The organism is Rhodanobacter umsongensis (assembly GCF_042654965.1).
Taxonomy (GTDB): domain Bacteria; phylum Pseudomonadota; class Gammaproteobacteria; order Xanthomonadales; family Rhodanobacteraceae; genus Rhodanobacter; species Rhodanobacter umsongensis.
In genome coordinates this window covers 100671-113773 of record NZ_JBHSMK010000004.1, presented here as the reverse complement: position 1 = coordinate 113773, position 13103 = coordinate 100671, and the positions used below count along the sequence as shown (strand labels likewise).

Sequence of the window (13103 nt, the reverse complement as noted above, 5' to 3'; positions counted from 1 at the left end):
TGGCCGGACCCGGCTCCACGATCCCGGAATCGCACGCATGACGCCACCGCTCCCGCCCCGCCGCAACGGCTTCTGGGCCTTCCTTTGCACGTTTGGGCGCGGCATCAACGTGGCCAGGCTGCTGATCATCAACCTGGTGTTTTTCGGCGTGCTGTTCGTGCTGTTGCTGCTGCTGACCGCTGGCGTGGCTGGCAGCCGGATGCAGCGCGCGCTGCAGAGCGACAGCGTGCTGGTGATCAAGCCGCGGGGACAGCTGGTCGAGCAATACAGCATCGAACCGCTGCAGCGGGCGCTGGCCGGGTTGTCCGGCGAGCCACCCCGCCAGGTGCAGCTGCGTGACCTTGTCGGTGCGATCGACGCGGCTTCCAAGGACAGGCGCATCACCCGCATCCTGCTGCTGCCGGATGAACTGCAGAGCGGCGGATTTGCCGCCCTGCGCGAGGTGGGCGCGGCGCTGGACCGTTTCCGTGCGGCGGGCAAGCCGGTGATCGTGTGGGCGGTGAACCTGGATCAGGGCCAGTACTACCTTGCCGCGCATGCCGACCGCCTGCTGATGGATCCGCAAGGCGGCGTGATGATCACCGGACTGGCCAACTACCGACTGTTCTACAAGGACCTGCTCGACAAGCTCGGCGTCGACGTGCACCTGTTCCGTGTGGGCGAGTTCAAGAGTGCGGCCGAGCCGTACATCCTCGACCACGCATCGGCTGAATCGAAAGAGGCCGATCGCTACTGGATGGGCGGCTTGTGGGACGGCTATCTCGCCGAGGTGGCGGCGTTGCGCAAGCTCGACCCTGCGGTGTTGCGCGAGGACATCGACAACCTGCCGGCGCACATCGCCAGCACCGGTGGCGACCTGGCCCAGCTGGACCTGAACCAGCATCTCGTCGACGGCCTGGCCACCCGCGCCGAGCTGATCGCGATGATGCGCAAGGAAGGCGTACCGGCCGACCGCAAGGGCCACAGCTTCCGCCAGGTCGACCTGACGCAGTATGCCGCCAGCGTGCCGGACGAGGGCGACATGCTCGCGCCTGGCGTGGCGGTGGTGGTGGCCGAGGGCGGGATCAGTGGCGGTAGGCAGTCGCCCGGTTCGATCGGCGGCGAATCCACCGCGGCGCTGATTCGCAGCGCCCGCGAGGACCGCAAGACCAAGGCGCTGGTGCTGCGGGTCAACTCCCCCGGCGGCGAGGTGTATGCGGCCGAGCAGATTCGCCGCGAGATCGTGCTGACGCGCAATGCGGGTATCCCGGTAGTGGTCTCGATGGGTGACGTGGCGGCCAGCGGCGGCTACTGGATCGCGATGAACGCCAACCGCATTTTCGCCGAGCCGAACACCATCACCGGCTCGATCGGCATCTTCGGCATGTACTACTCGGTGCCGAACACGCTGGCGCGGCTGGGCGTGCAGAGTGACGGCGTCGGCACCGGCCCGATGGCCGGTGCGTTCGACATCACCCGTCCGCTCGATCCGAAGGTCGGCGCGGTGATCCAGGCGATCATCAACAAGGGCTATCGCGATTTCGTCGGCAACGTGGCGAAGGCGCGTGGCAGGAGCTACGCATCGGTCGACGCGATAGCCCAAGGCCGCGTGTGGACCGGCCAGCAGGCGCTCGAACGCGGCCTGGTCGACCAGCTCGGCGGCCTCGACCGTGCCGTGGCCGAGGCGGCCAGCCTGGCTAAGCTGACCAGGGGCTATCCGGTGCGTTACGAGGAGAACCCGCAGGGCGGTTTCGAACGCTTCCTCAGCGGCCTCAGCCGAAACGCCAGCGTGCACCTGCTGCAGTCCTGGGGCATCCGCCTGCCGACCTGGTTTGCGCGCCTGCCGGCACTGACGTCCGGGTTGCAGCTGCTGCGAAACGCCAAGCCCGGCACGCCCAACATCTATGCCGACTGTCTATGCAGCCCGCGTTGAGCGCAGCCACCGCCACCAACGTCGAGTCGTCTATTGCTCCTGCGCCTCGATCTGCTTGCGCTGCTCGTCAGCCTGCTTGTCGACGACTTTCTGCACGTCCCTGGCGCGCTGTTCGTCGGCCTTCAGCGTGTCGAACGGGGTGGCCGCGTCGGCCGGCTTGGCCTGCGGTTGCGGCGGCTTGCCGGAGCAGGCGGCGAGGGCCAGCGCACAGAGCAGCAGCGGCAAAGACTTCATGGGCGGTCTCGCTCGGACGTGAGGCGTCGAGTGTCCTGCGATGCACGCATGCAGGCAAGCGTGCATCGCCAGCCGGCGCGGCGAACTAGGCGGGATCGGAGCGACGCTTTAAGCTGCGGGCATGAACAGCCGCATTGATGCCTGGCAGCTGCAAGGCCATACCGCCCTGATCACCGGTGCCAGCAAGGGCATCGGCTACGCCACCGCGCGCGAGCTGGCCAGCCTCGGTGCCGACCTGCTGCTGGTGGCACGCGACGAAGACCATCTCGAGCAGGTGAGGGTGGAGCTGGCCGACGAGTTCTCCGGCGTCGAGGTGCTGGCATTCGGCGCGGACCTGGCCGAGGCGGAAGACCGGCTGGCGGTGTTCGACTGGATCGCCGACCTGGGCGCGCCGGTGTCGCTGCTGATCAACAACGCCGGCGGCAATCGACCCATGGCGACGCTCGACTACACCACCAGCGAAGTCCGCGCGATCTTCGAGCAGAACCTGTTCTCCGCGTTCGAGATGTGCCGGCTGGCGCACCCGCAACTGGTGCAGCATGCAAACGCGGCGATCGTCAACGTGGGTTCGGTATCGGCCATCACGCACGTGCGCACCGGCTCGCCGTACGGCATGAGCAAGGCGGGGCTGCACCAGCTGACCCGCAACCTGGCAGCGGAGTGGGCGGTGGACGGCATTCGCGTCAACGCGGTGGCGCCGTGGTACATCCGCACGCAGCGTTCGGAGCCGGCATTGGCGGACGTCGATTATCTGGACGAGGTGCTCGAGCGCACGCCGCTCAAGCGGATCGGCGAGCCCGAGGAGGTAGCCGCCGCGATCGCGTTCCTGTGCCTGCCGGCAGCCAGCTACATCACCGGCCAGATATTGGCGGTGGACGGCGGCTTTCTCAATTACGGGTTCTGAACATGCGCGCAGTCGCACTCAGAACTCGGCGACGTGCTCCTCGGCGGCGAAGCCAAGGGTGACCGCACCCTCGCCCACGTTGACCATCCCGGTGATGCTCATCGGCGCCTCCATCAATGCCACGCCGCGTTCCTCGCAGGCCGCGCGCAATTCCGGATAGCCCGGCAGATGGGTCAGCACGGCCAGGTCGCCGCCGTAGCTGACGCACACCATCGGCACCAGCAGGCCGGCGCGTACCCGCTGCGTGGCATAGCCGAACAGCGCTTCGGCGCCCTGCTCGAAACCGCGCACCTTGCCGACTGGCCCGGTCTCGCCGCGATAACAGCGCAGCAACGGCTTGATGTCCAGCGCCGAACCCAGCATCGCGCTCACCAGACTCACGCTGCGGTCGTTCTTCTTCTTGGCCCGGGCGCGCAGGTAATAGAGATCACGCGGCAACATGTAGCCGTAGGAGTTGTTGGCGATATGCGTGAGGCGTTCACGGATCGCCGCCGGCGTTTCGTCCGCCGCGATCAGCCGGGCGGCTTCGTAGATGGCAGGCGCCGCGCCGGCAAAGATGTTGCGGGTATCGACCACGCGCATCATGAACGGGCCGGGGACACCGGCCCGTTCACGTGCCTGCCGATAATTCTTCAGGATCGCGAAGCTGGCGCGGTTGACGTGCTCGTTGATCGGGCTGCGCGTGGCGGTGATGGTCAGGCAGAACACGCAGTCCTGCTCCAGCACGAGCTTCTCCAGGAACAGCTTCTGGATATCTTCCACCGGGCACGGTTCGGTTTCCGCCGAGTGGCTGCGACTGCCGAGGCGGCGATCGATGAAGCGCTGGATCTCCGCCGGATTGCGGTCATCCATGAAGACCTCGCCGTCCACCCGCACGGTGATCGGCATCACCGTGATGGCATGCTGCTGCAGGAACGCCTGCGGTAGATCGCAAGCCGCATCGATTGCAAGGCCCATCCGCATCACGTGGTCCCCCTCATGAATGGCAGGCAAAACATAGCATGCAGCGCATCGCTGGCGGGCCGCCGTGTCGGCCACCTAAGATGGCGCGACTGATCTGGCATCCCGCCGGCGTGGCGTCGCCGGTCATGCAATGTGGGCAAGACCTCAATGAAAAGCAAACGGGAAATCGTCTCCAACTGGCTGCCGCGATATACCGGCACGGGGCTGGAGCAGTTCGGCGAACATATTCTGCTGACCAACTTCGGCCATTACGTGGAACTGTTCGCGCAATGGCACGGCGTGGAAGTGCAGGGCCGCGACCGCCCGATGCCGAACGCCACCGCCGACGGCATCACGATGATCAACTTCGGCATGGGCAGCCCCAACGCGGCCACCGTCATGGACCTGCTCGCTGCGATCGGGCCGAAGGCTGCGTTGTTCCTGGGCAAGTGCGGCGGCGTCAAGAAGAAGAACCAGCTCGGCGACCTGGTGCTGCCGATCGCCGCGATCCGCGGCGAAGGCACCAGCAACGATTACCTTCCGCCGGAGGTGCCGGCGTTGCCGGCGTTCCAGTTGCAGCGCGCCGTCTCCACCATGATCCGCGACCTCGGCCACGACTACTGGACCGGCACCGTGTACACCACCAATCGTCGCGTATGGGAACACGACGATACCTTCAAGGACTATCTGCGGCGCACTCGCTGCATGGCGGTGGACATGGAAACCGCCACCATCTTCGCCGCCGGTTTCGCCAACCGCATTCCCTGCGGGGCGCTGCTGCTGGTATCCGACCAGCCGATGATTCCGGAAGGGGTGAAGACCGAGCTCAGTGACCGCAGCATTACCTCGCAGTTTGTCGAGGCGCATATCAAGATCGGCGTCGAAGCACTGAAGCTGGTGCGGCGCAATGGCCGCAGCGTGAGGCATCTGCGGTTCGAGGGGGAAATCGAGACGGACTGAGCAGGCCTGCCTGAAAGCCCGCCAGGAGGGCTTTCAGGCAACGCCGATCAGTAGCGCGGCACGCCGGGATCCACGTCGCGAGCCCACGCATCCATGCCGCCTTCGACGTTGTGCAGGTTGCTGAAGCCGTGCGCGGCGAAGCGCTCGGCCATGGCGCGGCTGGAGACGCCGTGGTGACAGATGAACGCCAGCGCGGTGTCTTTCGGCAGGCTGGCCAGGGCCTCGTAGCCCTCGTCTTCCAGCACGTGCGCCTGCACCAGCGGCGCCGCCTGGGCACGGCCGTGGGCGGGACGCACGTCGATCAGGGTGATGTCGTTGGCGGCGAGCCGTTGCTGCAGCTCCTGGACGCTGAGCGATCGGATCTCGGTCGCGCCGGGAAACTTCAGGCTCAGGCCTTCGCCCTGCACGGTGGAGACCCAGTCGATCACGATGCCCCTGGCGCGCTGTGCGCTGGCCGGATCGAAATGAACGTCCAGCCCGTTCGCGTGCGCCACGATGTCGTGTTCGCCTGCCGGAGCCAGCTGGAAGCCGGCGCTGTGATCGGGGCCGATCTCGAGGTGCAGCGCGACGCCCTGTGCGTTAGCGGTGCCCTGGCGGATCGCCTCGGCGGCGGCGTCGGTGATGGTGATCTGCGGCGGCGTACGGTCCGGCGCGCTGGCACCGAACAGGGTGTGCAGTTCGCCGCTTCCGTACATCTGCCGGATGATGTCGGCGCCGCCGACCAGCTCGCCTTCGACGTACAGCTGGGGGATCGTGGGCCAGTCGCCATAGGCCTTGATGCCCTCGCGGATTTCCGGATCGTCCAGCACGTTCACCGTGTGGTACTCGGGCAGCAGCTCGTTGAGGGTGTTGGTGGCGGCGGCGGAGAAGCCGCACATGGGTTGCTGGCGATCACCTTTCATGAACAGCACCACGCGGTGGTCCTTGAGCAGGGCTTCGATACGTTCGCGGGTGGTGGCGTCGAGGGACATGGAGGGCTCCGGCAAAGAACGCAATGATACGCCGGCCCGATATGCGGTGGCCCCGCGCAGCCTTCAAGGCCGCGCAGCCGCGTGGCAACGCGTCCACGTCGTCGCGCCATCGCCCTCCGGGAACGGGCCGCGCCAAGGCCTTTCAGCGCAACGCCGCGCGAACCACCGGTTCGATCGCTCTCACCCACAAAGCGTATTGCGCTGCGGAAGGATGCAGGCCGTCGTCGGCGACGAGTCCGGGATGCGCGCGCGAGATGTCGGTGACATCGACGAAAGCCGCGCCCGCACGAAGGCTCACGTCGCGGGCGATCGCGTTGTAGGCATCCAGCTCGGCGGCGATGCGCGCGCGGTCGCGGCCCTGTTCGCGGGCGAAGCGGGTAACGCCCCAGTCCGGGATCGACACCACCACCACGTGCACCGCATGGCCACCGGCCAGCACGATCGCGCGGTCCAGAAGTGCGGTGAACTGCTCGCGGTACTCCGCGGTCGTGCGGCCGCGGTACTGGTTGTTGACGCCGATCTGCAGGGTGACCAGGTCGTACGCTGGCGCCAGCGCCGCCGCCTCCATGCCTTGCGCCAGCTCGTCGGTAGTCCAGCCCGTGGTGGCGACGATGAGCGGATCGTCGATCGCCACGCCGGCGCTGCGCAGCCGTTGCACCAGTTCGGCCGGCCAGCGGCCGGACGCGGCAACCGCTTCGCCGATGGTGTAGGAGTCACCGAGGGCGAGATAGCGCAGCGCGGGGGCGGCCGGCTTCATCGGACGGCTCAGGCCACGGCGGTCGCGGGGGCTTGGGCCTGTTCGCGAGCCATTCGCGCCAGCACCCGTTCGATCCGCACGAAGACCTCGTGCAACTGCAGCGGCGGCGGCAGCAGGGTCAGCCGGAAGTGGCGGCTGCGGGGTACGTTGAAGCTGCTGCCGGGCACCACCAGCACCGATTCCTCCTCCAGCAGGCGCAGCGCGAATGCCTCGTCGTCAAAGCCGGCGATGCGGTCGGAGCGCACCTGGGGGAACGCGTACAGGGCGCCATCGGGCGCAACCAGGTCCAGATAGTCGCTGGCGGCGACACCCCGCAATACGGCGCTCCGCGCCTCGTGCAGACGGCCCCCCGGCGCGGTCAACGCGCCGATCGTGGCTGCGCCCTGCAGCGCCGGCGGCACCGCCCATTGCGCGGTCACGTTGGCGCACAGCCGCAGCGCGGCCAGCAATTGCAGCGCATCGCGATAGGCTGCCGTGTGCGCAGGATTGCCGGACAGGCTCATCCAGCCCACCCGGTAGCCGCAGGCGCGATGCACCTTGGACAGGCCGCCGAAGCTGAGACAGGCCACGTCGCCTGCCACCTCGGCCAGCGGCTGAAACGCCGCGCCGTCGTACAGAATCTCGTCGTAGATCTCGTCGGCCAGCAGGAGCAGCCGGTGGCGCGCCGCGATCGCGACGAGCGGTTCGAGCAGCTCACGCGGATACACCGCGCCGGTCGGATTGTTCGGGTTGATCAGCACCAGGGCGCGGGTGCGCGGCGTGATCAGCGCCTCGACCTCGTCCGGATCGGGCAGATGGCGATTGCCGGCGAGGCAGCGGTAGTAGCGGGGCGCGCCGCCGTTGAGGATCGTTGCCGCGCTCCACAACGGATAGTCGGGGCTGGGCAGCAACACCTCGTCGCCCGGCTGCAACAGGGCGCGCAGACTGAGATCGATCAGCTCGCTGACGCCGTTGCCGATGAAGATGCGCTCGGGTTCGACCGCTTGCGCACCCCGCGCCCGCTGCTGCATCGCAATCGCGTCGCGGGCGAGTTCCAGACCTTGTTCGTGGCCGTAGGCCTCGCTGTCATGCAGGTGGCTGGCGATCGCCTCGCGCAGGTGCGCCGGCGCCTCGAAGCCGTAGCGGCCGGGGTTGCCGATGTTGAGCTTGATGATGTCGAGGCCGGCGGCCTCAAGCTCGCGCGCGCGCCGGGTCAGCGCGCCGCGGATTTCGTAGCGCACCTCCGCCAGGTGCGCACTGGGTGTGATCGAAGCCAACGCCGCATCCTATTCATTGTTTCGGGATCGGCGCCGCCGCCGACCGGCCGATGCTAGCAGCGTGACGCAGTGCAGCGCGAGCGCCTGTCGGGGCAGCCGACGGTTCCCGGGCGGGCAACCGCCGGGCAGGGCATAATCGCCGGACCGTGCAGACAGACCTTCGCCATGAGTGATGCCGAAACGATCGAGCGCCTGCGGCATATCGGATGGCGCGGCGATGCCTTGCCGGCAGCCGGCCTGCGGCTTGCGCGAGTGGTTGCCCAGCATCGCGCCGGCTACGAGCTGCACGATGGCCAGACCCTGTTCGGCGCGCAGCCGGACGGGCGTTTCCTCAAGCGCGGCATCGATCCGGCCGAGCGGCCGGTGGTGGGAGACTTCGTCGAAGTGGAAAGCGGCACGCCGCCGCATATCGTCGCGGTGGCGCCGCGGCGCACGGTGCTGTCGCGCGCGGCGGCCGGCGAGCGCTACGAGCGGCAGCTGATCGCCACCAATATCGACTACGTGCTGGTACTGACCGGACTGGATGGCGACTTCAACCCGGCGCGGATCGAGCGCTACCTGTCGCTGACCGAGGATTCCGGCGCGCAGCCGGTGGTTCTGCTGAGCAAGCTCGATACGCGCGCGGACGCCGCCGAACAGATCGCGGCATTACGCGAGCGGTTGCCTGCCGGCATTCCGATCCATCCGCTCAACGGCAAGGACCCGGCCAGCGTGGCACTGCTCGCGCAGTACCTGCAGCCGGGCGACAGCGCGGTGCTGGTCGGCTCCTCCGGCGCGGGCAAATCCACACTGACGAACACCTTGCTCGGCACCGCGACGATGGCCACTGCGGAGGTGCGCAGCCACGACAGCCGTGGCCGCCACACCACCACCCATCGTGCCCTGCTGCAGCTGCCCAGCGGCGGTTGCCTGATCGACACGCCCGGCATGCGCGAGCTGAAGCTCACCGGCGAGGAGAACCTCGACCTGTTCGCCGACATCGAGGCGCTGGCCGAGCAATGCCGCTTCGCCGATTGCGGCCATGGCAGCGAACCGGGCTGCGCGATCCAGGTGGCGCTCGACAATGGCGAACTGGCGCCTGGCCGCTGGCGCAACTACCTCAAGCTGCACGACGAGCGCGAGGAACAGGCCGCGACGCTGGAGGCGCGCCTGCGCCGTCAGCGTGGCGGCCGCCCGATCGAGCGGCCGCATGGGCATCGCGGGCAACGCGAACGGGAATGAAACCGCCGCCATGGGCGCCGGCGCACGACATGCGGCAAAACATCTAGTATCGGAACATCGTTGTTGCGGAGCGCAGGCATGCGTGGGCTGTTCCCCTCGTGCACACACTTTTCCGGGCGGACGGCCAGCGCCGGCGTGGCGGCGGCACCATGCGCCCGATGAACGCGTCCAGCCACGCCGTCGCACCTGAATTGCAGCGTTACGCCGCGCTCGACCAGCGCCTGCTGGCGGCGGTTCGCGGCATCCATATTCTTTCCACGGTGGCGTGGCCGGCCTCGCTGGAAAGCCGCATGATCGAGGCGTACAGCCGTGGCCAGTTCACCCTGCCGAAAGTCAGCTATGCGCAGCCGGAGCTGGGCGCGGCGCGGGCCGAACTGGCGGCGATCGAGCATGCTGCCACCAGCGACGCGCACGCCGATCCGCTGGGCGATTATCTGCAGCGCACCGCCGACTCCTGGCTGGTGGCCGCCGAGATGCTGGAGGCGGTCGGCACGGTCGGCGTCACGGTGCCGTCGGTGGCCCTCTATGGACGTCCGGATGATCTGATCCCCGGCAGTACCCAGAGCAACCTCGATGCGGCGCGCTACTTCATCGCATTGTCCGACGAACTGGGCGCCGACCTGCTCGCCGACGACAGCAGCACGGGCATCCCGGCGGACGTGCTGCGCATGGATCTGGCCGCCACGCTGGACGACTTCTTCGGTGCCGGCACGATCAGCGTGGAGGTGGATGCGGAGCTCACCGCCAAGGCCGCCGCCGGCGCCACCCGCATCCGCCTGCGCGGCGGGGCCTGCTTCAGCGAATACGACCGCCATCAGTTGCTGGCGCACGAGGCATTCGTGCACTCGCTGACCGCGCTGAATGGTCGGCGCCAGCCGCTGCTGGCGTCACTGGCGCGCACGTCGCCACGCGTCACCGCCACCCAGGAAGGTCTGGCGGTGTTCGCCGAACTGATGTCCGGAGCGATCGACATCACCCGACTGAAGCGGATCAGCCTGCGCATCGTGGCGATCGACATGGCACTCAAGGGCGCGGATTTCGTCGAGGTCTACCGCTATTTCAGCGCCTGCGGGCAAAGCGTGCCGGACAGTTTCCACTCGGCGCAGCGGGTATTTCGCGGCGTGCCGCTGACCGGCGGCGCGGCATTCGCCAAGGACAATGTCTACCTGTCGGGCCTGCTCACCGTGCACACGTTCTTCCGCTGGGCGCTGAAGCAGCGGCGAATGGATCTGCTGCGCCATCTTTTTGCCGGCAAGCTGACCCTGCACGACGTCATCACCCTGCAGCCGCACTTCGCGTCGGGCGCGATCCTGCCGCCGCGCTGGTTGCCCCCATGGATGCAGCATGTCCATGGACTGGCTGGCAAGCTGGCGTTCTCGGTGTTCATCAACGGCATCCACATGAACCGGGTGCAGGGCGACGAGCTGCTGTCGAGCGCCTGACCATCCTGCCAGCTGCGTCGTGGCGTCGCGGCAGCCGGCCGGCCGCGGGCGCCCCGGTGCTAACATCATCGCAGTCGGCCGCCGTTGCGGCAGGCGCCCCTATCCGACAAAAAAAGCCTCCGATGAGCCTTCCCGAAGAACTGCGTCTTGCCGCACTCGAATATCACCGCCTGCCGCGTCCCGGCAAGATCAAGGTCACCCCGACCACGTCGCTGCTGACCCAGCGCGACCTGTCGCTGGCCTATTCGCCCGGCGTTGCCGCCGCCTGCGATGCGATCGTCGAAGACCCGACCTCGGCGGCCGAGTACACCGCGCGCTCCAACCTGGTCGCGGTGATCACCAATGGCACCGCCGTGCTTGGCCTGGGCAACATCGGGCCGCTGGCGAGCAAGCCGGTGATGGAAGGCAAGGGCGTGCTGTTCCAGAAGTTCGCCGGCATCGACGTGTTCGACATCGAGATCGACGAGAACGACCCGGACAAGCTGGTCGACATCATCGCCAGCCTGGAGCCCACCTTCGGCGGCATCAACCTGGAAGACATCAAGGCGCCGGAGTGCTTCATCGTCGAGCGCAAGCTGCGCGAGCGGATGAAGATCCCGGTATTCCATGACGACCAGCATGGCACCTCGATCATCGTGGGCGCGGCGCTGCTGAACGCGCTGGTGGTGGTCGGCAAGAAGATCGAAGAGATCCGCGTGGCCACCACCGGCGCCGGCGCGGCGGGCATCGCCTGCCTCGACATGCTGGTGGCGCTGGGCGTGAAGCCGGAGCACATCCTGGCGTTCGATCGCCACGGTGTGCTGCACAGCGAGCGCACCGACCTCGACCCGGACAAGCAGCGCTACGCGCGCGACACCACGGCGCGCACGCTGGCCGAGATCGTCGACGGCGCGGACGTGTTCCTCGGCCTGTCCGCCGGCGGCATCCTGAAGCCGGAAATGGTCGCCACGATGGCCGCGCGGCCGGTCATCTTCGCGCTGGCCAACCCGAACCCGGAAATCACCCCGGAAGAGGCGAAGGCGGTGCGGCCGGACTGCATCATGGCCACCGGCCGCTCGGACTACCCGAACCAGGTCAACAACGCGCTGTGCTTCCCGTACCTGTTCCGCGGCGCGCTGGACGTGGGCGCCACGGTGATCAACGAGCCGATGAAGATCGCCTGCGTGCAGGCGATCGCGGCGCTGGCGCGGCGCGAGTCGTCCGATGTCAGCGCGCGTGCTTATGGCGGCAAGCCACCGAGCTTCGGTGCGGATTACCTGATTCCGCAGCCGTTCGATCCGCGCCTGCTGCTGCAGCTGCCGCCGGCGGTGGCGCAGGCGGCGATGGATTCGGGTGTGGCGACGCGGCCGATGGCGGATTTCGCTGCCTACAAGGACCAGCTCACCAGCTTCGTGTTCCGCACTGGCCTGCTGATGAAGCCGGTGTTCGAGCGCGCCAAGTCCGCGCCGTGCCGGTTGGTGTACGCCGAGGGTGAAGAGGAAACCGTGCTGCGCGCGGTGCAGGTGGTGGTCGACGAGGGCCTGGCGAAACCCATCCTCATCGGCCGTCCGGAAGTGATCGAGAAGCGCATCAAGCGCGCCGGCCTGCGCATCAAGCCGGGCGTGGACGTCGAGATCTGCAACATCAACTGCGACCCGCGTTTCGACGATTACTGGCGGCACTACCACCGCTTGATGGAGCGTCGCGGCGTGACGCCGTCGATGGCCAAGGCGGTGATCCGGTCGCGTCCTACCGCGATCGCCTCGCTGATGGTCGAACGCGGCGAAGCCGACGCGCTGATCTGCGGTCTGGTCGGCCAGTACCAGGGCAAGCTGCGCTACATCCGCGACATCATCGGCCTCGACGAAGGCGTGGTCGAGCCCTCGGCGATGGCCGCGGTATCGACCGACAAGGGCACGTTCTTCTACCTCGACACCCACGTGCAGGACGACCCCTGCCCCGAGCAGATCGCCGAGGCGACCCTGCAGGCGTCGATCCGGCTGAAACTGTTCGGCATCGTGCCGAAGATCGCGCTGCTGTCGGGCGGCAACTTCGGCAGTCGCGACACCTGCGGCGCCAAGAAGATGCGCAGGGCGCTGGAGCTGATCCGCACCCGCGCGCCGCGGCTCGAAGTGGAGGGCGAAATGCAGGCCGACGTGGCGTTGACCCCGGCGTTGCGCGAAAAGCTGTTCCCGAACTCGCGGCTGGAGGGCAAGGCGAACGTGTTCGTGTTCCCGAACCTGGACGCGGCCAACATCGCCTACAACATGACCCGCATGCTCAGCGACGGCGTGGTGATCGGTCCGATCCTGATGGGCGTGGCCAAGCCGGCGCACATCCTGATGCCGCAGTCGACCGTGCGCCGGGTGGTGAACATGAGCGCGGTGGCCTGCGTCGAGGCGCAGATCCGCGCGGCGAATCGTCAACAAGGCTGAGCGATCGGCCGCTCCGTGTGGAGCGGTCTTTCCCGTGCTGATGGATCCAAAGCCATGCGCTGCCGCATGGAGCCCGAATTGGCGACGCTC

11 protein-coding genes are annotated in these 13103 nt (G+C 67.7%); 6 read left to right on the top strand and 5 right to left on the bottom strand.

The window, feature by feature from the left end:
• The first annotated feature begins 37 nt into the window (after positions 1-37).
• Positions 38-1912: a signal peptide peptidase SppA gene (gene sppA, locus ACFPME_RS07900; RefSeq protein ID WP_377303897.1), complete on the top strand. Its 1875-nt coding sequence runs from the start codon at positions 38-40 to the stop codon at positions 1910-1912.
• 30 nt (positions 1913-1942) lie between these two features.
• On the opposite strand, the gene ACFPME_RS07895 is transcribed toward sppA, so the two are convergent.
• Entirely contained in the window at positions 1943-2146 is a 204-nt protein-coding gene (locus tag ACFPME_RS07895; protein ID WP_377303895.1) for a hypothetical protein, read from the bottom strand.
• Positions 2147-2267: 121 nt separating this feature from the next.
• Between ACFPME_RS07895 and ACFPME_RS07890 the strand changes: the two genes are divergently transcribed.
• Positions 2268-3050 carry an SDR family oxidoreductase gene (locus ACFPME_RS07890; RefSeq protein ID WP_377303893.1) on the top strand — a complete coding sequence of 261 codons (783 nt, stop codon included), beginning with the start codon at positions 2268-2270 and terminating at the stop codon, positions 3048-3050.
• 18 nt (positions 3051-3068) lie between these two features.
• Here ACFPME_RS07890 and ACFPME_RS07885 read toward each other — a convergent pair whose 3' ends face one another.
• Positions 3069-4013, bottom strand: coding sequence for a DegV family protein (locus ACFPME_RS07885; RefSeq protein ID WP_377303891.1), 945 nt, complete (start codon positions 4011-4013; stop codon positions 3069-3071).
• A 147-nt stretch (positions 4014-4160) separates the two neighbouring features.
• Between ACFPME_RS07885 and ACFPME_RS07880 the strand changes: the two genes are divergently transcribed.
• On the top strand, positions 4161-4952 hold the full coding sequence (locus ACFPME_RS07880) for an AMP nucleosidase (RefSeq protein WP_377303889.1): 792 nt from the start codon (positions 4161-4163) through the stop codon (positions 4950-4952).
• Between the two features lie 47 nt (positions 4953-4999).
• On the opposite strand, the gene grxD is transcribed toward ACFPME_RS07880, so the two are convergent.
• The 3 genes from grxD to ACFPME_RS07865 form a co-directional block, all read right to left on the bottom strand.
• Positions 5000-5923 (bottom strand): Grx4 family monothiol glutaredoxin, encoded by a 924-nt coding sequence (grxD, locus tag ACFPME_RS07875; RefSeq protein WP_377303887.1) that lies wholly within the window; start codon positions 5921-5923, stop codon positions 5000-5002.
• 142 nt (positions 5924-6065) lie between these two features.
• Complete coding sequence (locus ACFPME_RS07870; protein WP_377303885.1) at positions 6066-6680, bottom strand: SGNH/GDSL hydrolase family protein; 615 nt, start codon at positions 6678-6680, stop codon at positions 6066-6068.
• Between the two features lie 8 nt (positions 6681-6688).
• Positions 6689-7936 carry an aminotransferase class I/II-fold pyridoxal phosphate-dependent enzyme gene (locus ACFPME_RS07865; RefSeq protein WP_377303883.1) on the bottom strand — a complete coding sequence of 416 codons (1248 nt, stop codon included), beginning with the start codon at positions 7934-7936 and terminating at the stop codon, positions 6689-6691.
• Between the two features lie 165 nt (positions 7937-8101).
• Here ACFPME_RS07865 and rsgA point away from each other — a divergent pair, with 165 nt between their 5' ends.
• The 3 genes from rsgA to ACFPME_RS07850 all read left to right on the top strand — a co-directional run bounded on the left by rsgA (position 8102) and on the right by ACFPME_RS07850 (position 13013).
• The gene (gene rsgA, locus ACFPME_RS07860; protein WP_377303881.1) at positions 8102-9157 is read left to right on the top strand and encodes a ribosome small subunit-dependent GTPase A; all 1056 of its coding nucleotides are present in this window, start codon (positions 8102-8104) and stop codon (positions 9155-9157) included.
• A 158-nt stretch (positions 9158-9315) separates the two neighbouring features.
• Entirely contained in the window at positions 9316-10599 is a 1284-nt protein-coding gene (locus ACFPME_RS07855) for a flavohemoglobin expression-modulating QEGLA motif protein (RefSeq protein WP_377304387.1), read from the top strand.
• 122 nt (positions 10600-10721) lie between these two features.
• A complete protein-coding gene (locus ACFPME_RS07850) occupies positions 10722-13013 on the top strand; it encodes an NADP-dependent malic enzyme (protein WP_377303878.1) in 2292 nt (763 codons plus the stop codon).
• Positions 13014-13103: the final 90 nt, after the last annotated feature.